This window comes from Thermoanaerobacter ethanolicus JW 200, assembly GCF_003722315.1.
GTDB classification, from domain to species: Bacteria; Bacillota; Thermoanaerobacteria; order Thermoanaerobacterales; family Thermoanaerobacteraceae; genus Thermoanaerobacter; species Thermoanaerobacter ethanolicus.
The window spans coordinates 2395375-2417752 of the sequence record NZ_CP033580.1; the positions used below are offsets into that span (position 1 = coordinate 2395375).

The window sequence follows — 22378 nt, forward strand, 5'->3', positions numbered from 1 at the left end:
TTGAATTTTTTATCTTTTATGTAGGATTTCCCCTCCCATTTGTCGAATTATTATATATACACTATAAAAAATTTTTTAAGAAGGAGGAAATTCTACATGTACCAGCTTCAATTGCTTTTAAATATACCTGAACTCTTTACCTCTCAGTCTAAAATTGATTTCTATTCTTCTATGTTTGAAAATCTTGACCTGTCTTCAATACCTGAATTCCCTTCCTCTAGTCCTGGCCGTAAGGGTTATTCTCACCATGCACTTTTTAGAGCTTTTATTGTCATGAAAGCTGAAAGATTCGGCACAATTTCTGACCTTTTAGATTATCTCCGCAATAATCTTATCATTGCTCATCTTTGTGGCTTCGACATTTCTAAACCTCTTCCTTCTTATTGGACTTTTCGCCGTTTTATTAATGACTTCTCTCATGATTATTTGACCTCTATTTTTCAAAATCAGGTCAATATCCTCAAAAATATGGGTATTATCTCCGGTGAGTTTATTTCCATGGATTCTACCCCTATTAAAGCTAACACTAAGTTAAATAACCCTAAGTCTTTTTCTAAAAATAAATTCTCTAAAGATAATCAGCCTAAGTCAGATAAGGATTGTAAATTAGGCGTTTATTCTGCTTCTAACGATTCTTCTAATAAACGCTATAAGTTTTATTGGGGCTATAAAAATCACATTATTGTTGATGCTATCTCTGGTTTACCCATCGCTGAAACTACTACCCCCGCTGATGCCCCTGATTTTGAAGCCGCTTTATCTTTGCTTGAGAAGACTAATAAGTGGTTTAACCTTAAGTATGTTAATTTTATTGCCGATAAGGGGTATGATGTTAAGAGAGTTTATAATTTTGTTAGAGATACTCTCCATGGTCATTGTTTTATTCCTCTTAACAAGCGTAATTCTAAAAATCCCCCACTGACTGATGATGGTTATATGGTTTGTGAAGCAGGTATTAAAATGCTCAAAGATGGCAAGCAATATTTTGATGGTTTTATTAAGCAAAAATTTGTTTGCAAGTTCTGTAATTCTAAAGATGACTCTGCCTGCCCTATTCAGCATCCTAAATATTTTAATGGCAAAAAGCATAGAGGCTGTACTAAGTATGCTATTATATCTTCTGATTATAGGTCCTCTATTAATAGAGACTCCCTATATTTTAAGGCTGTCTATAAATTGAGGATTGAATCAGAAAGATATAATTCCCGCTTTAAAGCTCTAGATTTTGAAAAAGCTTATGTTAGAAATATTAATTCTGTCAGCAACCTTAATACTTTTGGCCATATTACTTTGCTTACTGTCGCTATTGTAGCTATTAAACTGGGTAAATTTGATGAGTTTAGATCTCTTGTTGCTTTGATGCAATCGGCCTAATTTTTATTGAATCTATTTCATGCCATTTTTTAACATTTGACTTCTACAGGATATTTATGCCCTTTTTTAGCTCCTCTTTTTGTCTTTTCTTTTCCCTTACCACTTCCTTTATGTTTGATTGTCAGTGTTGATTACTATATATTGTATGTAATACATATTTTGGTTTTTGATTATGATTATTTTAATTAATTTTGCACATCCCTATTTTGAATGTCTATATCTTCTATATCAATAGAACCGACTTTACAGCAAACAGGAACAATTTTTAAATCATATTGTTCTAATAATTTTACAAATTGTTTCGCTTCTTTACTCGTAGAATAACAAAATGCAACGCCAATAGTTTTAAATCCCATCTGCTTAATAAACTCTATTATTTCTTCTGCCCTACTTCTCAATTCTCCATTTTCCTTCTTAGGAAGAGTATTGGCGAAGTTCATTATCTTATGAACCATTTCATCTTGTTTGTATATCGCAACTGACTGTTCTACAATATCTCTTTTTTCAATAGTAGGACAATTTTTAGGAAAATTCCCCTCCCCTTTAGCACAAGGCTTTTTTGGACATACTCCACAGGTATAAATTGACTTCATTTTATTCACCTCTTGTATACTGTATACAATATTCGCTAAAAAAATTATAGCATATCCCTCTCCCCTGTGCAAGGGGATTATTCTTCAAAGCAATCTATACAGACCTTTTTCCCGCCTTTAAATCTTATCTCATTCTCCGCAGCGTATTGCCACATATTTTAACTGTATTGAAGGGTATATTACAATGTATCCTCTGGACCTTTTATGCTGTCAAGTTCATAAACATAAGGCTTTATATCCAGTATAGGACTTCCATCTAAGGCATCCACACCTTTTACATAAAGTTTATTTCCTTCAATTTTTACAAGGTCAGCCACACAAAAAGCTATAGGGTTTGGCCTTGAAGGAGAACGAGTGGCAAATACTCCTTTTATCTCTGGCCCCCATGGAGTGGCAGTTTTTATGACATCTCTTTTCCCTAAATGGCACCAGTAAAGAACTATTATGTGCTTTTTACTCTCTATATCCTGAAGCCCTTCTTGAAACTCAGGATATATTTCCAACACTGCTTCCTTATCGCTCACCCTTCCTTGATGAGGCGCTTCCCCTCTCTTTTTATAGGGACTGTGTATCACACCTATATGTATCAATTCCACGGCAATTATCCCTTCCTTTCCGTTAAAGTGGAATGAAAGTTCAGACGGAAGGGACGGTTCCCCATGTCCGAAAACTCAGACGGAAGGAACCGTCCCCCTTGTCTGTATAAGGACTGTGAATAATTCCTATTGGTATTAAATTCAAGCTAAACTACCCCTTTCTACAATTTAGAGTGGTATAACTATTGGTATATTACGGCATTTTTCTACTGCAACAGGTATACCATAAACAGCTTCTATATTTTCCTCAGTCATGACTTCCATTCCACCATAAGCAAAAATGGTATTATCTTTTAAAAGTAAAAATTTATCAGAAAATCTAAGTGCCAAATTTAAATCGTGGCTTATAACAATTGCTGCTATATTTTGCTCTTTCACTGTCTCTTTCACAATTCTTAAAACCTCGATTTGGTTTTTCAAATCCAAATTATTCGTCGGCTCATCCAAAAGCATTACAATAGGTTGCTGTGCTAAAGCCCTCGCTATGACTACCTTTTGCAATTCTCCTCCACTTAACTCATTTAAATAGCACAGTGATAATTTTTCTAAATCAAATTTTTTTAACACCTCATTTACAATCTTTATATCCCTTTCAGTCACATCCCACTTTATATGAGGTTTTCTTCCTAAAAGTACCGCATCAAATACAGTAAATCGACCATTCTCATTCCTTTGCGCCACATATCCTATTCTTTTAGCTACCTCTATTCTACTTAATTTTGAAATTTCATCTTTTTCGATATATATTGCTCCTTTGTGAGGTTTTAGAATTTTATTTATACACTTCAAAAGAGTAGATTTCCCCGCCCCATTGTTTCCTAAAATAGAAAGTAACTCTCCTCTTTGAAGAGTAAATTTAACATCTTTTAAAACGGGTACACTGGTATAACTGAATTCAATACCATCTATATCTAAAATCATCTCTTATACCCCCTTGAAAGCACATAGAGGAAAACCGGTGCTCCCAAAAAGGAGGTTATAGCGCCCACAGGTAATACTACCGGTGAAATAATAGTTCTGCCTAAAGTGTCTGATGCTAAAAGTATTAAACCTCCCATTACAGAAGAAGCAGGAATCAAAAATCTATGGTCTCCTCCAATTAATCTCCTCATTATGTGAGGTCCAACAAGTCCAATAAAGCCTATAATTCCTACAAAAGAGGTAATAACGGCAGCAATTAAAGAAGAGACAAACATGCCTAATAATCTTACTCTTTCCACGTCAACTCCAAGACCTTTTGCCGTTTCTTCTCCACTGTCTAAAGCATTATAGTTCCATCTGTTAAACATAAAATGTATCAGAGAAATACCTACAACTACAGACATTATGCCCAAATCCTTCCATGATGCCCTTCCTATATCTCCAAATGTCCAAAAAACTACATAAGCCACTTTTACATCATCAGCAAAATACTGCAAAATCATAGTAACAGCTGAAAACAAAGACCCTAAAGCTACTCCTGCCAAAACCATCGCTTCAGGAGTTACTCTAAAGCTTTTTGCCAACATCAATACGACTATTGTCGAACCCATTGAACCCAAAAAAGCAAAAAAAACTACCAAATAAGGATTGTTTATAATCACAGAATCAGAATTTGCAGTACTACCTGCACCAAACACAATTATAGCTACTGCTGCTCCAAAAGCTGCTCCTTGAGAAATACCTAAAGTGAAAGGAGAGGCTAAGGGATTTCTTAAAATGCTTTGGGTTACACATCCTGCAACTGAAAGACCAATTCCTGCTACAATTGCTGTTAAAACCCTTGGCATCCTAATGTTCCAAACTATGATACGAAATCTCTCTTCTCCCTTACCTAACAACGTTTTTATGACATCATAGGTACTAATGCCAGCCGAACCTGCATTTATAGCATATACTGCAAGTACAAATGTAGCCAAAGCTGTTAAAAATATAATCAATATTTTTCTTTTGATATATTTATTATAGCTATCCGGTACAGTATATATAAATGACTGTCTCAAAGCTTCATCCCCTTATCTTTGTAATTCCCCCACTCGAAAAGCGGAGGAATTATGTTATACTCTAAAACTTAATTTTTTCAAAACCCCCATACACTTCTTCCATTTTGTCATACACATTTTTTCCGTAATCTCCAAAAAACAAACTATAAATTTCTTTTGCCTTTTCTACAGGATCGATATCTTTAAATGCTTCTGGATAAAGAACTTTTCCAACCCAATAGGAATCTACCAAAGCTGTGTCAATATTTGTAGTGTAATTGTTGTAAGGTAAAATTCCATATACATTGTCATTTTTAACAGCCTTCAAACTTTTATAAAAATCAGTATTTTTTTGATAATCTTGTTTAACTAAATCAAAGTTCCCTTCATCAATGAATATTATATCAGGATTCCAATCTAATAATTTTTCTCTTTCTATCATGATACTTCCTTTTTGTCCTAAAGTATCAGCTACATTTTTTGCATTTACAGCCATAAAAGGCGGATAATTCCCTTGTGTACTCTCTATACCGTGTGCACCTTTAAATCCTAGTGCACCTATATAAACAGTTGGCTTTTTATCCTCTGATATATCCTTTGTCCTGTCCTGTAAATCTTTTTGAATTCCTTTGATGTAGTCAACTACTTCTTTAGCTCTATCCTCTTTTCCCATAATCTTTCCTATAATCTCTAATTAGGTATATACATCCTCTTCAAAAGTACCGAGTTTGCCATAGCTTAAAACTACCACAGGAATTCCTGTTTTGGCCTGCAAGTCATCAGCTTTGGCTTTGTCGAGCAAAGATATCACAAAAATAACGTCAGGATTTACTTCAACTAATTTCTCTGCATCTGCTGTAGAATCAGGACCACCTTGTCCAATAGTAGGAAGTTGAGCTAATTTCTCTTGAAAAATCATATTGTAGGTTCTACCATCTACAAGTTTTTTGTCTATATTTTCTACTCCTGCGACTCTATCAATCCCATCTATATAGGTTATAAGTCTTAAAGCTCCTGGACCTATCCCTACAACTTTATGTACTGGGGTCTTTATCTCTACCTGTCTTCCAACTAAATCTGTAACTGTTTGAACTGTTTCCTTGGAAGTTTGAGAAGTTTGAGATTGATTTTGTGAAGCTTTACTACAAGCTGTCAAAGAAATGACAATCACTAACAAAATAACAACTATTCCATTAAATTTTTTTAATTGTTTTGACACTAATTACCCCTCCCTCTATTATCTTTTATTTTCTCTTAATATCTTAGTTTTTCTTTAATTTTCTCATCACAACAAGAGCATCTCATGGCTTATATTATCATTTCTTACTTATCTAACCATTAAATAGGTAAGTTTAATAAACCTCATATCCTATTTCCATATTATGGCGGGATAGCTCCACTTATCTCATGGGGTTTACCCTCCCATGTCTCACTGGATCTTAGTCCTTAATTCCTTCGTTCTACCTGCCATGAGGTGGATGTCATTTCTGCTCCATTGCAGGGTCTTTGCCCGTATGGTGATTATTCTTGTATGACAATTCCCGCTCTTGTTGTCAATATACCATCTTGACTAGTTGTTTTTGTTTTATTCCTTACTTTACCTTTTATGTCACGTCGTTCACACTTTCGTTTTCCCTAAAAATTAATTCTTCTTAAGGGTCAGCTTTTTAGATGTGAGTAATTTAAAGCTGAAGAGAAGATGATTAACCCTTAATTGATTTGATAGTATGTTAGCACTTTTTATGCAGCTTCCTGTAAGGCTGGCCTCTTTATGTCCTTCATCATCTTGATTGGGTCATATTTTACTCCTTTTTTTAATATGACATAAAATACCCTTATCAGTTTGTTGCACAATACTATTAGTGATTGCTTCTTTTTTAGCGGGTTTTGCGCTCTGGTAGTGTAATATTTGTGTAGTTCACGAAACTCTTCGTTTTTTGCAACCAAGGCCATTACTGCATTAAATAGTACTCTCCTCAATCGCTTCCTCCCTCTTTTACTTATTGTCGTTTCTCCTTTATGTTTACCAGAGCTATTCTCTACTAGGTTTAATCCTCCTAGTTTTTGTATCTGTTTTGGATGTTCATATTTCTCAATATCTCCTACTTCTGCAATAAAACCTGCTACTGTATTTACTCCTATCCCTTTGATTTCTAGTAGTTCTTTAACCCCTGGTATCTCAACTATTAATTCTTCTATCTTCTTCTCTATTTCTTCAATTTGTTTTTTGAGAAATTCGTATTGTTCAATGAGAGTCTTTATCTCGTATTCCGCCATCTTTATGCCCTGCTTCTTCCCTATGCTCTCCTTAGCAGTTTCTATCAGCTTTATAGCCCTTTTTTCTCCTACCCCTCTTTGTACTTCTTTCTTCCATATCGATATTATTTCTTCAGCACTCTTTTTTGCTATCTTCTCAGGCGTTGGAAATTCTCTTAATGTGATAAGTGCTGCTTTCCCTTCCCAGTCTGAAAATACGGTGTTAAACTCCGGAAAGTATATGTCCATCCATCTTGTTATTTGATTTTTTGTCATCCCTATTTGTTTGTTCAACCTGTCTTTTATGTCCATCGCTACCCTTAATTCTGCATATACTCCTTCAGGTATTGTCGGCTCTACATATCTCCCATCTTTTACTAGCATTGCTATTGTTTTTGGGTCTTTTTTATCGCTTTTTGTGGGAGAATTGTCATCTAATTCTTTGCTCCTCTTTACATGAAATGGATTAACCAATACTACCTTTATGTTATTGTCTTTAAGGTATTGGGCAAAACATAGCCAATATTGCCCTGTCGGTTCTATCCCTACTATTAGTTTGTTTTTCTTATGTCTCTCCATCAACTCTTTTGCCCATCTAAAAAATTTTGTCATACCTTCTCTATTGTTTTCAAATCTTAGGTATTTCCCATATTCTACTCCTCTGTAGTCAAATGCTCTGGCATAATGGCTTTCTTTTGCTATGTCTACTCCCGCAATTAATGTGTCTTCTGTTACTTGCAAAATCTTTTCATTTTGTGTATACTTCATTTTAGGTACCTCCTGTTTATTTTGATAATTCGAGGTAAGTTCTAGAACTTACACTCTGTATTTTATCAGGAGGTACTTATTTTTTCAAAGTTCATTCTTCCTTATTTTTTATTCATTACAGGAATGCTCCATTAATAAATTTTTACTATTATCGGTCCATGTATAATGTATACGAGTAGTATAATACGGTGTTACTTTTTTAAAAATTATAACACGAAAAAATAGCGAAAACAATAGGCATTAAAAAAACAGACCAAATTTGGCCTGTTTTTTTAATTCTTAAAATTCTCATATCTTTGACATAGCATCTAAAGCAGCTGAATTTATTGGGTATGACACAGGAGAAGATGTGAGTAGTGGATGTGTCGCCACTTGGAAGGTATTTAATTCTGACGCTGTTGTTCCTTTTTGTATTGCAAGACTTAAAATATTAATCATTTCACCAACATTTTCTCCTCCTGCTATTTGAGCTCCTAACATGACTCCAGAATATCTTGAGAAAATCAATTTTATCTTCACACTCTTTGCATTAGGCAAAGTTCCAGGATGTTTGTCCATTGTGCTAAATTCTCCGATTACTATATCAAAGCCTTCAGCTTTTGCTTGCGTTTCTGTAAGACCTGCAGCAGCAAAAGCAGTATTGTATATCTTTGTAGAAAAAGCACTTATTGTACCTTTATTTTCCCTAACCAATCTTAATTGAAATACATTTACACCTGCAATTTTTGCCTCATTAGCCGCAGTAGAGGCAAGAAGTATAGGAACATTCTTTCTTGTAAAGAAACACTTCTTTTCTGCACAGTCACCAACAGCAAATATATCTGGATCGTTAGTTCTCATGTATTCATCAACTGTTATTGCTCCTCTTTCATTGAGTTTTATACCTGCAGCTTCAGCTAACTTAGTATTTGGTTTCACTCCCATAGCTAATATGACAACGTCAGCTTTTATTCTTTCACCTGTATGCAGTTCTACTTCTTTTACTTTTGTATCCCCTATAAGTTTTGTAACTTTTGTATTTGTTTTTATTGTTATACCATGTTCTTTTAATGTAGCTTCTGCCATATCACTATATTCAGGGTCAAAGGCTTGCCACAAAAGCTTGTCAGCAACCTCAATTATTGTTACATTTTTGCCAAGAAGTTGCACCTGCTCTGCCATTTCAACACCAATAAATCCACCGCCAATTACTACAACATCCTGAGCCTCGTTAATCTTTTGCTGAACAAATTTTAAGTATTCTTCGTCTTTTTTTATTGTAAATACATTTTCTAAGTCATGCCCTGGTATAAAAGTAGGAACTATTGGCAAAGAACCTGTCGCTAAAATTAGTTTTTTGTAGGAAATTTCTCCACTCTTTTTAGCATTAACTTTTTTGTTTTCCCTATCAATTGAAAGAACTTCATCTATTATTAAATCAATACCAGCATTGGTAAGCATTGCATCGGGTATAACATTTTTAGATGTGTCTTTTAATGTTCCAAAAATGTACGGAATACCGCAAGGAACCATTACCCGTTCTCCCATTCTTACAACAGTAACTTTCTTATCTTTGTAAGTTTTTTTAGCAGATAAAGCTGCTAAAATTCCACCTGCGCTTCCTCCAATGACCAAAACATCAGTTTCCATCACTTCTATTACCTCCTATATTTTGCATTTTGCTAGAAACTACCCCCTACCCTGTAGGGTACCTCTACGTAAATTATAGGATTATAATAAACTTATGTCAATAAAATATCAAAAATTTGTTAAGAAAATAGTTTAACAATTTTATTGATTTTTTATTAACAATTGTTTTATACGTTAGAAATGCTGGCACAAGACCTCATATTCTTTAAAAAAATAGATGCAGATATGCTAGGAATAGGTCCTTTTATACCTTGCGAAAACACACCTTTAGAAAGGGAAAAAGGCGGCAATGTGGAAATTGTATTAAAAATGTTGGCTTTATCAAGACTACTATTGCCTGACATTAACATACCTGCTACTACTGCTTTGGCTGTTAAAGACAAAGCAGGTTATATTAAAGGACTAAAGTGTGGAGCTAATGTAATAATGCCAAATATAGGTATAGATGAGTATAAAAATTTATATAAACTTTATCCTGGAAAAGTACCTGACAATCCCTCTGAAGCTGTAAATAGCCTTGAAAATATCAAAAAGCTTATTTTATCCCAAAATAGGACAATTGGAAAAGATAAAGGCTATCGTAAAAAAATATTAAATAACAATCGTTCCTTTCTTTACAAAAATTTTTTAGAATAAAGTTCTATAGCTTCCTCAACAGTGTCTACATCTTTCGCTACTATAGGAGTTTTATTCCATTCTTCTTTTATTCTCCTTTGGCTCTCTTTACCCATTGCCTTGCCAATAAAAACTTGACAGTCCTTTAAAACTTCCATTATCTCATCTGTCTCAGCATGTTTATGTTTATCTCCCCCATAGGGATTTTCCCTTCCTTCAACTTTTTTGTAGCTATTATTTTCATCTACTTCAAAGATTATAAAATACTTGCTCATGCCAAAATGCTTATCTGATAAATGTATCTTGTCGTTAGAGCCTATTGCTACTTTTATCACAAAAAGTCCTCCTCATCTGTTAAACAATAATTGATGAACTGGTAGTCAAATAAGATAGTTTGTCTTTTAAAACAGATTTTAGGATTCCATATTCGTCTATTCCCGTGTAATGACCTGTATATATTTTCTCTATTCCATAGCTATCTATTTTTTTGGCTATTTCTATGATTTCTTCTTCTGGCATACCTCTTAAATGAAAACCTCCAATTAATGACTTGAGAGAACTTCCTTCAAAACGCCTTTTTGCCGTTCCCAAAATATTTAATATACCTGCATGGGAACATCCCGTAATTACATTAATTCCATCTTCCTCTTTTACTACCACAAAAACCTCATCTAAAAAATTATCCTTTATTTTTTCTCCTTTTTCTTCAATTAAAAAATTCTTAGTAGTGAATTCATTGTCATAAACTATGTCAGTGCTTGTGATCACAAAAAAATCTTTTTCTACTTCTGTATCTTCCTCTATTAGCACAAAATTATTTTTGTATTTATTGTAAATTGCTAAGTTAAAACCTATCTCATCTATATTTCCATTTTCCCTCAATGCATATTTTTTATCTAAAATCCGCTTATGAGCATATATTTTTACATTGGGATTCTTTTCAAGTAACCCTTTTAGTCCTCCGATGTGGTCATAATGTCCATGAGTAAGCACTACTTTTTGTAATCTTTCCACTTCTATCCCCATTAAACCACAGTTTTTCATAAAGTTTTCACTCTGGCCGGTATCCACCAAAACTTCTTTATCATCTTTTTTTACTAAAATTGATAATCCATGTTCTGCTACAAAATTTTTATTAAACACCACATTTTCTATAAGCACCTGTATTTCCAATTACTCTCTCCTCCCCTCTTTAGTGATGATGTTCGTGTTTTTCACAAGGGCTGTTAGAAGATGTCAAAGTACCATTGATGTACTTCTCTACTGCTTCTTTTGCATCTCCTTCAGCACCAGTTATTATATCTATTCCGTAACTATTAAAAAGCTCAATAGCACTGGTACCCATACCTCCAGAAATTATACAATCAACTCCTTTGTCTTTTAAAAACCCTGGGAGAAATCCTGGCCTATGACCGGGATTAGGTAAAAAAGTAGAGTCTTTTATTTTACCATTCTCCACATCAAAAATCCAAAAACCTTCACAATGTCCAAAATGCATTGAAACTTCTTCGCCTTCTGAAGCAACAGCAATTTTCATTTACTTTCCACCCCTTCATCTAAAATTTCTTTAATCCTAAGCCACATTTTATAAATTTGCTGGTAAGCAGTGCTGTCAGGATAACTACTTAAGCTTTGTAAATTTTTTAGAGCTTTTACAACTGTTTCATCAAAATCTATTTTCCCAACAACCACAATGTTGTTTTCCTCACAATATTTTTCTATTTGTTGTGATACTTCTTTATTTAAATCCCATTTATTGACACACACCACGGAAGGAACTTTAAAGCTTTCTATCGCTGACAACACTCTCTTCATGTCAGCAAAACCAGAAAGTGTAGGTTCTGTAACAATTAATACCAAATCAGCACCCGTAGCAGAAGCAAGGACAGGACATCCTATTCCTGGAGTGCCATCAATTATCAAATACTCATCGTTATCGTCACTTACTTCCTTCGCCTTCTTTCTCACCTCTGTCACCAATTTCCCTGAACCATCTGCTCCAGGAAAAAGCTCTGCATATACTACTTTTTCTCCAGACTTTGTCTTGGCATATACTACATGGCCTGTTTTTTCCTCTACCAATTTAATCGCTTCAACAGGGCATTTATACATGCAAAGGCCACAACCTTCACAATAATAAGGATTTACCTCAAAATTTGAAATAGCATCAAACCTGCAAAGTCTTTCACAAAGTCCGCATTCAATACACTTGTCTTTGTCAATTACTGCTGTCTCTTTGCCGTAAAAGTCTTGCTTTTCTATTATTTCTCCTTGCAAAACTATATTTAGGTTAGGAGCTTCTACGTCACAATCCGCCATAATCTTATTTTTAATAATGGTGCTCAAAGTAGTGGCAACTGTTGTCTTCCCTGTACCACCTTTCCCGCTTAAAATTGCTAACTGCTTCATTTTTTTATCAACTCCAATGCATCAATCGTCAACTTCTCAAATATTCCTTTTACCTCTTCATTAACCTCAATCAACAATTTCCCTTTTGAATAAGCCTCTGCAAACTCTTTTTTAAAAGGAATCTTCGCTAAAACTTTTATGCCTTCTTTTTCGCAGTATTCCTCGATAATATTGTCCCCTTCCCCAGCTTTATTAATGACAGCGGCCATAGGAATGCCCATCTGTTTTACAAGCTGTACCGCTAAATCAAAGTCGTGCAAACCATAAGGAGTAGGTTCTGTAACCAGAATGCACAAATCACTTCCTTCAATAGAATGTATAACTGGGCAAGAAGTCCCTGGCGGGCTATCCACTATTACAGGTTTATCTACATTCTCAATCAATTTATTAATCTCTTTTAAAATAGGCACTCCAGTCGCTTCTCCATAATTTAATTTTCCGTCTATAAAATCCACGCTTTGGGCTTTGCCCTTCCTTATCGTACCAATAGGTTTGTATTTTTCTACTATGGCATCATAAGGACACATCTCAAAACAAGCTCCGCAGGAATGACATAAGTGGTCAAACACGAGAATTTTTTTGATTAATTTTGTTAAAGCTCCAAATCTACACGCTTTTACACACTCACCACATAATGTGCATTTGTCGGAGTTTATTTCAGGTATTATGACTTCAACCGTTTTTTCATCTTCTATTTGAGGATTTAAAAATAAATAGCCATTAGGCTCTTCTACATCGCAATCAACATACAGGCTATTATTAAAAGTTTTGGCAAGGTTAACAGAAACAGTTGTTTTTCCTGTCCCACCTTTACCACTCAATACAGAAATCTTGACTCTTCTCATCTTCAATGCTCCTTTTAATGATGGTGATGTCCTTGATTTGTCGCTTCTGTTATCTTTTCAAGGCTTCCATTTTTAAAAAGCTCTATGTTTGTTTTTACATCTCCTTCTATTGCTTTATAAACTGGAATTTCTGCTGCTTTAAATACTTCCATAGCGTTTGGTCCTACACTGCTTGAGATGAGAACTTGTACGCCTTCATCTATAAGAGTCTGTGCCGCTTTAGTGCCCGCACCACTGCTTTGGGCTACTGCAGCGTTGTCAATAACTTTATAATCCATCGTCTCACTATCAACTATAATAAAATATTGAGCTCGTCCAAATCTTGAATCCACCTTAGCTTCAAGAGTTTTTCCTTCTGAGGAAATAGCTATTTTCATATTGCATCCTCCATTTCATTATTGACATATGTTACTTACATTTATTAATATATTATTATTTTTGTCATATGTCAATAAATTTATTAAACAAAAAGCGCACTTAATCTGTTTTACTATAACACTTTAGCCAAATTATATCAAATTAAAGCATAAAAATAAGCAGCCACTTGCGTGACTGCGACTTTTAAAACTAATTATTCCTCTTTTTTATCGTCTTTTTTCTCTAATTGGTCCAATCTTTCTTTTATATATTTTAATTGGTCTTCCAAATATTTTGCTTCAGCACTTAAAACATCTTTTTCATTTATATTGTAGCCAGGATATTGAGGATACCCATAACCATACCATCCTCTTGCCCAACCAGGAAGTCCTGTTAAATAGTACATATGTCTAAATCCTCTTCCTCTGCCGAACCAACCGAAGCCTCTGCCAAATCCCCAGTATGCTCCTACAGGATTTAAATAACCAGGTACATTATATCCTGAACAATATCCTAAGCCTCTTCCTGTTCTTGGGCCTAAACCCATTGGACCTGTTCCATCTCCTCTTGGCATATCAATCCCTCCTCTTTTATTTTGGTCATATGACCATTACCTAGTTATATAATATCACTGTTATGGACTTATGTCAATAATATTTTACCCAAAAAAATATTTTTTATTGTTGAATTTTTAAATTCTTTCACTTATATACTTCACTATATTATTTCAACATATTTAAAACATGCTCTAATTCTTCACGTATTTTTTCAATATCTTTTAGCAATGTCTGATAACAAGCTTTTTCTCTTTCGAAGCTATCTCTATCAAATTTATAATCCTTTATTGACTTAGCAAGTAGTTCTTTTACAGTATCATACATCGTTTGTAATTTAAAATTCATATCTTTTTCAAATTCACTAAAACTTTCTTCAATCCTTGTTAATAAATCATAACGAATGCGACCTATGTTTCTGTCAACATCAATGTCTACTCTATCTAAAATCCTTTTTAAAATAATTTTTCCAGCAAATTTTTTAGGCAAAAAATAGGTAAAATACACAGGGTCTATTTCCAATGCACCAACATCATATCCTATCTTGTATGTAAATTTACTCTCTGCCGTAATACCACCTACGCTTTTAAAATATTCCAGATTTATGCCGAACAATTCGTTTGCTACTGTTTTTACTTCATCAATGACTGCATTGAGCCTTAAAAGATAAATAGACAAAGCTTTACTATATTGTTCTTCAATATCCCTTTCAATATGACCTTTTAATTTTTCAAATTCTTCTATAATAGCTCTTTCGAGGTACTTTTCAAGCTCTTTTTTCTGATTAATTCGACTAAAGTCACGAATACCGTGGTAATATCCTTTTATCTTTTCTGATACTCTTATACTGATAAACTGTTTATATTCTTCCATCTTTTTATCAAAATTCTGTAAAATATTTTTCATATCACCTTGAAACAATAAGGATATTTCTTTTTTGCTTTTTTCAACTTCTTTAATAAAGTTCTCAAAAGATTTTATATTAGATTCAAGACGCTCTAATGGAATTTGTTTCAATTTTATACTGCTTTCAAAAAAAGTTTGGCACATCGAAATAATTCTTTCAATATTTTTGGCATAGCTTTCAAGCAACACTTTTTCTTTTTCTTTTATTAAAAAATTCTGCAAATCATTTTCCAGCTTTTGAGTTCCACTCTTTTCAATTGCTTTATTATCTTTTGATATTTTGCCTTCTAATGCCAATTTAGCAGAAATTGGATAAATAGAAATGTTATTATTCTTTGTAATTTCTCTTACAATATTTTCATTAAAATTGATTATTTCCTTTAGCTCCATTTCATTTACATAGTCAATTTTATTTAAAACAAAAAATATTTTATTAACATTTTCAGATATTTTAGACAAAAACTCCCTTTCCAGTTCACTTATAGGAGGGTCTACTGAAAGCAAAAAAATCACAGCATCAGCTTTATTTATATAACTATATGCAACATCTGTATTATGTTTATAGACTGAACCAATTCCCGGTGTATCTATGATTACTACGTCATTACTTATAAACTCAAAAGGATATCCTATATGTATTTCCTTGACTCCTTTTATGTTTTTAGGGTTGTTTTTTTCTGTGCAATACAAATCCAATTCTTTAATGTCAATATTTTCACTTCTGCCATCATCATATAGAACTTTTGCCCATATATCAGGGCTATATTGGATTTTTGTTATAACAGATGTTAAAGGAACAACACCTGTTGGAAGTATATCAGCTCCTAACATATAATTAGTAAATGTTGATTTTCCTCTTTTAAATTGTCCTAATATCACAAGATAAAAAATATTATTGCAAAATTTATTTTTAACTTCTGAAACAGCTTCTCCTACTGCTTTAATATTGATATCTTTTGATATTCTTTCTATTTTTTCAAATATCACATCTAAACTTTTTTTAATCTGGTCATATTGTTTCTTCATAATCTCACCTCCTAGCCACAGTATAATCGAAATTCAGATATGGAGTGACATTTTTACTTTACTATCACCCCCTAAAAAGCAAAATAGTTCCTACTGGCTTTTACACCAAGTAGGAACTATCAGCCTTTCGGCGGTTGAAGTGAGTTCCATCACTTTTTATACAATTGTCAATATCATTATACCCAAAATGTAAAAACTTTGCAAGATAGTAAAAGCTAAAGATATGCGTGCATTATATTTTTTGTTATATGATATAATGAAAGCAAGGGGAGGTTTATTAAACTGTGACTTTCAAAGAATAAGCATAGAAAAGTGGATAAAAATTTAAGTTTTAGAAAGGATGAGAAATTATGCCTAAAATATCTGCTTTTGAAAAACATTTTGACAGATATGAAGAATGGTTTGAAAAAAATGAATACGCCTATCAATCGGAATTAGATGCTGTAAAATTGCTTATGCCGAAATTTGAAAAAGGGTTGGAAGTAGGAATCGGAACTGGAAAGTTTGCAGTACCTCTAGGTATAAAAAGCGGAGTAGAACCTTCTTATCAAATGAGAAAAATAGCTTTAGAACGGGGTCTTAATGTGGTAGATGGAGTAGCAGAAAATCTTCCGTTTGAAGACAACTCTTTTGACCTTGTTTTAATGGTGACGACTGTATGTTTTGTAGACGATGTGCTAAAATCCTTCAAAGAATGTTTTAGAGTACTTAAAAATAGCGGTACAATTTTAATAGGCTTTGTAGATAGAGAGAGCACAATTGGCAAAATATATCAAGCAAATAAAGAAAAAAGTCTATTTTACAAAGAAGCAACGTTTTATTCTACAAGTGAAATAGTTGAATTGCTTTACGAAGCAGGATTTAAAAATTTCAATTTCTCACAGACCATTTTTAAAAAACTTGATGAAATAAAAGAAAAAGAACCTGTAAGATATGGCTTTGGCAAAGGCTCCTTCATAGTAATAAGCGCTAAAAAATGATATTTGAACTACACTTTTTAAAACAAAGCTTTTATTACGTTGTCTAAAAAATCCCCTTCTTTGGGTTGCGTATCCTCTTTTGATTCTATTTTTTCTATCAATGTACCTGATAAAACAATTTGCACATTTTGATTTCTATCCACAATTATTGAGATAGGTTCCAAAGCTCCGCTAAGTATACCTAAAATAACCATTATCTGTGAAGGGGTTAAGACTCCCTTCTTTTTTTCATCTCCTCCTTTTCCACCTGTATTATCTTTTTCACCATTTTCCCCATTCCCTTTATCACCATTCCCTCCATCTACATCAGGATGTTCTCCACCTTCTTCATCTTTATCCTCCTCCTTATTTTCTTTTTGACCATTCTCTTCGCTATTTTCCCTTAATCCTAGCTTTAATAGCAAATCTTTCAATTGGGATTCTAAATTATCCGATGAAAACATGTATTTTCTCCCCCTATAACTTTTATGTCATCTTATTGGCAGTGGAAAAATTATTATCGCTGGCTCTTCAGGTTTTGCATAACCCAAACCGAAATAGAGAATCAACGAAAGTACAATTACAAGCAAATAAGCATTTAATCCTTCTTTTTCTTCTTTCATAGCGATCACTCTTTTCATAAAATTTTATATACTCATTTTTACATATGATTTTATAGTTTGTCTTGTGCTTGTACTGAATAATAAATATAGGCCTCCACATTAGTATGGAAGCCTATGCTTTGTCTCCTCTGTATATTAAAGCTTCTTCGTCTACGTATAATTCACAAGGTTTATATTCATTTTCAATTCCTTTTGAATCTTTTAAGGTCTCTATACGATACATAGAAGACCGGTACCAATTAAGTTTTGGCTCTACTTGCACAAATTCATATTGTTTACCTACTGTATTTAAAAGATAGTCCCAATTTACATAATGATTAAAGTTATGGATAATATCTGTCACTACCACTTTAAATTTACTTGCTAAAATTTGCTGGAAAACATTCCACTTTTCCAATGAGGCCTCTATCGACGTCAGTCCAAAATACCCCGCACACCCTTCTTTGGAAAGAGCAGAAATCCCTCTTCCTATGCAAATTTCCAAAGCTTCTATAGTCTCTGGCGGGTCAGTAATAAAAGTATCAAAATACCCTACATATTCCTCTGGTAGTTTGTCTCTAAAATCGTATTTCATGGCTTTTATAGGCAGATTATATTTATTTGCCACCTCATTGATGTATTCCACTAGTCTATCGTCTATTTCCATCACAACAATTTCCGTTGGCATACCTGAAAGTCCTGCTGCTATACTTACAAGGTCATCATCACCTAAAACTAAAAGCTTTTTCCCCTCTAAATCTCCTCTTTCAGCCAGGAGAGCTATTCTGCCCACCACTGTTTGTGTCGTAACAAAACCTTGGTCATAATCGCTAATAGCTTTTGGGCGATTTACTGTCACTTGGTCAAATTTTTTGATCAAGTCTTCTAATTTAGAAAAGTTTATCCCTCGTCCTTCACACGCGTGACAAGTATATGTTCTTTTTGGAGCTATTTTAAGACTCACAAGATATTCTAAACCTTTAGAATTAAATTTTATATCTCCATTTTTCTCAACTTTCAACAAATTTTTTTGACGTAGTAACTCAATTATTTCTGCTACAACTGAAAAAGGTTTTTGTGAAAGAGTTATAATCTCCCAAAAATGCGGAGTTGCTGCAGCAGCTGACAATATTTTTTCCACATCCTTAGAGGAAGTCATAACCCCTGTTTTTTGGTAGATTTGGTGCGCTATATCTTGTAGACTTTCCATCTTCTCACCCCCATAATAGTATTTCTACAAGCTTTTTACACCTTCAAAATACCATACAGGGGTATATTCCATTTAAGCCAATATTTAGGCCAGCACATAAAATTATACATTTAATTGAATAAAAAAGTCAAGAGAGGTCAAAATTACGTAGTCTCCCTCTCTATCAGAGTTATAGGCAAAATATTTTCTTTTTCCACCTTTTCACCATCTATTTGGCGTAATATCAGTTCAATAGCTTTTCTTGCTATTTCTTTAATTGGTTGTCTTACGGTTGTTAAAGATGGAACTACCAAATTAGCGACATTTATATCATCATAACCTACAATTTTCAAATCTTGAGGTATTTTTTTATTTAACTCTTTAGCCACACTTATTACAGAAGCAGCGATTAAATCGCCACTGGCAAATATACCGTCAATGTCTGGATGTTCTTTAAAAAGGCCTCTTACTATTTTTTTATATTCTTCTATCTCAAACCTGTTTAACTTTGTTTCTACAACAAAATACTCAACATTCTCTTGTGTTGCTACCTCTTTGAACGCTTTATAACGATTATTTGCCGGTGTATTCAAAATCAATGGGCCGCTTATGTGAGCAATTTTTTTACATCCCTTTTGTATTAAAAGTTTTGTAGCCAAAATTCCACCTTTATAATTGTCTGAAGCTACATAAGGTATATTGGAATAATATCTATCAATTGCCACAATAGGAAGTTTCACATTTAAATATTGCTCTGCTTCTAAGGTATGACTGCCAATAATTATACCATCAACTTGATGCCTTTTCAGCATATCTATATACTCTTTTTCCTTGCTACTATCTTGCCCAGAATTGCACAACAAAATTTTATAACCTTCTTGATAAGCATAATATTCTATATAACCGGTCAATTCTGCAAAAAAAGGGTGCGCTACATTGGGAATTAATAAACCTATTAAATAGGATTTTTTTCTGTATAAGGACCTTGCTAACTCGTTAGGCTGGTAATTTAACTCTTTCATCGCCTCATAAACTTTTTTTCTCGTTACCTCGCTTATATAGCCTCTGTTATTTAAAACCCTCGATACAGTCGTAACTGTAACTCCTGCTTTTTTCGCTACGTCTTTTATAGTTGGCATGTCTATCACCTTCTATTACTACTTTTTGTCTCCTCTTCTATTATACCTTTATCGTAATTACAATTAAAGTCTTCATAATGGCATATTTTACAACGATTTTACACCATGTACTAGTAAATATTTTACCTCTTCTAATGTTGGCATTGCAGGAATTGCTCCTCTTTTAGTTGTGCATAGTCCACCGGTAGCATTAGCAAAGTCAATAATTTTTTCGAGTTCTTGAGTTTTTAATTTATCTAGGGGATAATCTATTTTTGATATATTATAAAGAACTCCTCCTAAAAAAGCATCTCCAGCTCCTGTTGTATCTACCACATTTACACGATATGCAGGTATATGTCCTGTGCCCGATGTATGTCTATAATAGCAACCTTTTGCTCCTAAAGTTACTAAAACTAGTTTTATCCCCATATCAAATAATGTTTTACTGCCATATTCCAAGTTTGATTCTCCCGTCAGAAATTGTAGTTCGTCTTCAGATAATTTCACTATATCTGCATATTGTAATCCCAAAACCATTTCTTTTTTCGCAACAGTTTCATTTTCCCATAAAGGTGGTCTCCAATTTGGGTCATATGAAATAATTTTTTTATTTTGTTTTGCATATTCAATAGCTTTTAATGTGGCACTTCTCGAAGGTTCATCTGTCATAGATAAAGACCCAAAATGAAATATTTTTCCTTTTTCTATTAAATCCAGTTCAATATCCTCTTCTTCCAACATTGTGTCAGCTCCCGGATTTCGATAAAAAGTAAAGCTTCTGTCTCCTTTGTCATCAAGATGTACAAAAGCAAGAGTTGTATTTGCTTTTGTAGTAAATTTTAAACCATCTGTGTTAATTTGATTATTTTCAAGCACTTTTTTTAAAAAATATCCAAATTGGTCATCACCTACTTTACCTATAAAAGCACCTTTTCCTCCTAATTTTGTAACAGCAGTTAACACATTTGCAGGTGCTCCCCCAGGATTCATTTCAAATAGTGTATTTCCATTATCAGAAAACCCTGCAGGAGTAAAATCAATCAGCAACTCACCTAAAGCTATAACATCATACATTATAATCACCCCACACAGATTTTATTTTACACTGTGGTAACGCTCACTTTAAATTTATCAATAAATTTAATCTACAACAATATCCCATTTATTTAAATAATTAATTTTGCATTCCCCTTTGGAATATACAGATATATTTACCGAATTTTTGCTAGGATATATCCTTCCACTCATTACTTTTTCCCAATCATTAATAAATATCTCAACCGAACTTACATCTACAAATACTCTGAGTTTAAGTTTATTATTTTTTAAAGCTACATTTATTTTCCTTTCTCCTTTAGGTCCTATACCTGATTTATTGCGGTCAAATATAAATAATGATTCATCTCTTTTATATGATAAAATAGTTTCTTCATTGTCTCCTTTTCTTATTTTTAAACCAAATTCCTCTGCTTTACCCCCCTCAAACTCAACTTCAAGTTCATAACAGTCACCATATGTGTCTAAGTTTTTTTCTCCATCTATCTTTAAGTTTATAAGCTTATAATGATTTTTTCTGTAGTTTTCTATTTCTTTAATCGGCCTAAAATATAATTTACCATTAACCATTAAAATTTCCCTTGGTAATGTCATGGCTCCAGCCCAATTATGGCCTCTTTCCTGTGTTGGCATAACTTCCCCCCACATATCCATCCATGCAACCATAAGCCTTCTTCCCAATTTATCACTAGTAGTTTGTGGAGCATAAAAGTCAAATCCATAGTCAATCTGTTGATAACCATCAATATCAAACTTAAATATCCCTTTGTTTATGTCTAAATCTCCAATAAAATATATAGATGAGTGAGTACTATTAAAATCATTCCCTCTAGTCTTTATATGTTCTGCAGATACCATCAGTACATGCCTGCCCTCTAATTCAAATAAATCAGGACATTCCCAATTGTAACCTGTGTTTTCATTCCCTCTCGCAAGTATATTTACAAAATCCCAATCTTTTAAATTTGTTGATTTATACAATAATACCTGCCCGTGTCCATTTCCATCATTTGAACCTAACATCATGTAATAATATTGTCCGTTTTTAAAAACTTTAGGGTCTCTAAAATCCTTTTTACTTGCTTCTTCTGGAATTTGTTTTTCTCCAATTACAGGATTTTTACTGTATTTTATGAAATTAATGCCATCTTTCGAGTAAGCCAAATTTTGAACCTGCTTATAATCTTTACTCTTATCAGGTCCTGTATATATGTGTCCAGTATACAGTAAACATAACATATCGTCTTTTTCAATGGCACTACCTGAAAAACACCCATCTTTGTCAAAATCATCTCCCGGCACTAACGCTATTGGAAGATAAGTCCATTTAACCAAATCCTTACTAATCGCATGCCCCCAATGCATTGGACCCCAAACTGCTTCATAAGGGTTGTGCTGATAAAACAAATGGTAATTACCTTTGTAATATATAAATCCATTAGGGTCATTAATCCAACCATATTCACCCATTAGATGGTATTTCAATCTATACTGTAAATTTAATCTACTCTTATTTGCTTGAATATACTTATTTGCATCATTTATATTTCTCAATTCCAATT

General features: G+C 33.4%; 21 protein-coding genes, 3 pseudogenes and 1 riboswitch. Of the genes and pseudogenes, 3 read left to right on the forward strand and 21 right to left on the reverse strand.

Annotated features, from left to right (window positions below; all coding sequences use genetic code 11):
• Positions 1 to 96: 96 nt before the first annotated feature.
• A complete protein-coding gene (locus EB239_RS12045; RefSeq protein WP_003869920.1) occupies positions 97 to 1374 on the forward strand; it encodes a transposase in 1278 nt (425 codons plus the stop codon).
• Between the two features lie 206 nt (positions 1375 to 1580).
• On the opposite strand, the pseudogene EB239_RS12050 reads toward EB239_RS12045, so the two are convergent.
• The 7 genes and pseudogenes from EB239_RS12050 to EB239_RS12080 form a co-directional block, all read right to left on the reverse strand.
• Positions 1581 to 1967 (reverse strand): annotated as a pseudogene (locus tag EB239_RS12050) (DUF1847 domain-containing protein); the annotation flags it as partial.
• A gap of 179 nt (positions 1968 to 2146) precedes the next feature.
• Complete coding sequence (tsaA, locus tag EB239_RS12055) at positions 2147 to 2563, reverse strand: tRNA (N6-threonylcarbamoyladenosine(37)-N6)-methyltransferase TrmO (protein WP_003871147.1); 417 nt, start codon at positions 2561 to 2563, stop codon at positions 2147 to 2149.
• Between the two features lie 168 nt (positions 2564 to 2731).
• Positions 2732 to 3484, reverse strand: a complete 753-nt coding sequence (locus EB239_RS12060) for an ABC transporter ATP-binding protein (RefSeq protein ID WP_003871146.1) — start codon at positions 3482 to 3484, stop codon at positions 2732 to 2734.
• Complete coding sequence (locus EB239_RS12065; protein WP_003871145.1) at positions 3481 to 4545, reverse strand: FecCD family ABC transporter permease; 1065 nt, start codon at positions 4543 to 4545, stop codon at positions 3481 to 3483. The genes EB239_RS12060 and EB239_RS12065 overlap by 4 nt, the downstream gene beginning before the upstream one ends.
• 61 nt (positions 4546 to 4606) lie before the next feature.
• Positions 4607 to 5743 (reverse strand): annotated as a pseudogene (locus EB239_RS12070) (iron ABC transporter substrate-binding protein).
• Positions 5744 to 6264: 521 nt separating this feature from the next.
• Positions 6265 to 7548: an IS110 family RNA-guided transposase gene (locus tag EB239_RS12075; RefSeq protein ID WP_003869362.1), complete on the reverse strand. Its 1284-nt coding sequence runs from the start codon at positions 7546 to 7548 to the stop codon at positions 6265 to 6267.
• A gap of 288 nt (positions 7549 to 7836) precedes the next feature.
• On the reverse strand, positions 7837 to 9177 hold the full coding sequence (locus tag EB239_RS12080) for an FAD-dependent oxidoreductase (RefSeq protein ID WP_003870842.1): 1341 nt from the start codon (positions 9175 to 9177) through the stop codon (positions 7837 to 7839).
• A gap of 171 nt (positions 9178 to 9348) precedes the next feature.
• On the opposite strand from EB239_RS12080, the pseudogene EB239_RS12085 reads away from it, so the two are divergent.
• Positions 9349 to 9813: pseudogene (locus EB239_RS12085) on the forward strand ([FeFe] hydrogenase H-cluster radical SAM maturase HydE); the annotation flags it as partial.
• On the opposite strand, the gene EB239_RS12090 reads toward EB239_RS12085, so the two are convergent.
• The 8 genes from EB239_RS12090 to EB239_RS12125 all read right to left on the reverse strand — a co-directional run bounded on the left by EB239_RS12090 (position 9792) and on the right by EB239_RS12125 (position 15889).
• Positions 9792 to 10127, reverse strand: a complete 336-nt coding sequence (locus EB239_RS12090) for a NifB/NifX family molybdenum-iron cluster-binding protein (protein ID WP_003870840.1) — start codon at positions 10125 to 10127, stop codon at positions 9792 to 9794. The pseudogene EB239_RS12085 and the gene EB239_RS12090 overlap by 22 nt on opposite strands.
• Positions 10128 to 10146: 19 nt before the next feature.
• Positions 10147 to 10965, reverse strand: a complete 819-nt coding sequence (locus EB239_RS12095; RefSeq protein ID WP_003870839.1) for an MBL fold metallo-hydrolase — start codon at positions 10963 to 10965, stop codon at positions 10147 to 10149.
• A gap of 19 nt (positions 10966 to 10984) precedes the next feature.
• Positions 10985 to 11329 carry a NifB/NifX family molybdenum-iron cluster-binding protein gene (locus EB239_RS12100; RefSeq protein ID WP_003870838.1) on the reverse strand — a complete coding sequence of 115 codons (345 nt, stop codon included), beginning with the start codon at positions 11327 to 11329 and terminating at the stop codon, positions 10985 to 10987.
• On the reverse strand, positions 11326 to 12201 hold the full coding sequence (locus EB239_RS12105; RefSeq protein ID WP_003870837.1) for an ATP-binding protein: 876 nt from the start codon (positions 12199 to 12201) through the stop codon (positions 11326 to 11328). The genes EB239_RS12100 and EB239_RS12105 overlap by 4 nt, the downstream gene beginning before the upstream one ends.
• Positions 12198 to 13046, reverse strand: coding sequence for an ATP-binding protein (locus EB239_RS12110; RefSeq protein ID WP_003870836.1), 849 nt, complete (start codon positions 13044 to 13046; stop codon positions 12198 to 12200). Before EB239_RS12110 ends, EB239_RS12105 begins: the two co-directional genes overlap by 4 nt.
• Positions 13047 to 13060: 14 nt before the next feature.
• The gene (locus EB239_RS12115; RefSeq protein ID WP_003870835.1) at positions 13061 to 13423 is read right to left on the reverse strand and encodes a NifB/NifX family molybdenum-iron cluster-binding protein; all 363 of its coding nucleotides are present in this window, start codon (positions 13421 to 13423) and stop codon (positions 13061 to 13063) included.
• 194 nt (positions 13424 to 13617) lie between these two features.
• Complete coding sequence (locus tag EB239_RS12120; protein WP_003870834.1) at positions 13618 to 13977, reverse strand: DUF5320 domain-containing protein; 360 nt, start codon at positions 13975 to 13977, stop codon at positions 13618 to 13620.
• Positions 13978 to 14125: 148 nt separating this feature from the next.
• Entirely contained in the window at positions 14126 to 15889 is a 1764-nt protein-coding gene (locus EB239_RS12125; protein WP_003870833.1) for a dynamin family protein, read from the reverse strand.
• Between the two features lie 103 nt (positions 15890 to 15992).
• A riboswitch (Fluoride riboswitch) is annotated at positions 15993 to 16052 on the reverse strand.
• Between the two features lie 187 nt (positions 16053 to 16239).
• Between EB239_RS12125 and EB239_RS12130 the strand changes: the two genes are divergently transcribed.
• Positions 16240 to 16869, forward strand: coding sequence for a class I SAM-dependent methyltransferase (locus EB239_RS12130; protein WP_003870832.1), 630 nt, complete (start codon positions 16240 to 16242; stop codon positions 16867 to 16869).
• A 17-nt stretch (positions 16870 to 16886) separates the two neighbouring features.
• Here EB239_RS12130 and EB239_RS12135 read toward each other — a convergent pair whose 3' ends face one another.
• The 6 genes from EB239_RS12135 to EB239_RS12155 all read right to left on the reverse strand — a co-directional run bounded on the left by EB239_RS12135 (position 16887) and on the right by EB239_RS12155 (position 22376).
• Positions 16887 to 17312, reverse strand: a complete 426-nt coding sequence (locus EB239_RS12135; RefSeq protein ID WP_003868040.1) for a hypothetical protein — start codon at positions 17310 to 17312, stop codon at positions 16887 to 16889.
• Between the two features lie 27 nt (positions 17313 to 17339).
• The gene (locus EB239_RS14660; protein WP_156770930.1) at positions 17340 to 17489 is read right to left on the reverse strand and encodes a hypothetical protein; all 150 of its coding nucleotides are present in this window, start codon (positions 17487 to 17489) and stop codon (positions 17340 to 17342) included.
• A gap of 94 nt (positions 17490 to 17583) precedes the next feature.
• On the reverse strand, positions 17584 to 18660 hold the full coding sequence (locus EB239_RS12140) for a bis-aminopropyl spermidine synthase family protein (RefSeq protein WP_003870831.1): 1077 nt from the start codon (positions 18658 to 18660) through the stop codon (positions 17584 to 17586).
• 143 nt (positions 18661 to 18803) lie between these two features.
• Positions 18804 to 19778 carry a LacI family DNA-binding transcriptional regulator gene (locus tag EB239_RS12145; protein WP_003870830.1) on the reverse strand — a complete coding sequence of 325 codons (975 nt, stop codon included), beginning with the start codon at positions 19776 to 19778 and terminating at the stop codon, positions 18804 to 18806.
• An 87-nt stretch (positions 19779 to 19865) separates the two neighbouring features.
• Positions 19866 to 20834, reverse strand: coding sequence for a carbohydrate kinase family protein (locus EB239_RS12150; protein ID WP_003870829.1), 969 nt, complete (start codon positions 20832 to 20834; stop codon positions 19866 to 19868).
• A gap of 66 nt (positions 20835 to 20900) precedes the next feature.
• Positions 20901 to 22376: a glycoside hydrolase family 32 protein gene (locus tag EB239_RS12155; RefSeq protein ID WP_003870828.1), complete on the reverse strand. Its 1476-nt coding sequence runs from the start codon at positions 22374 to 22376 to the stop codon at positions 20901 to 20903.
• Positions 22377 to 22378: the final 2 nt, after the last annotated feature.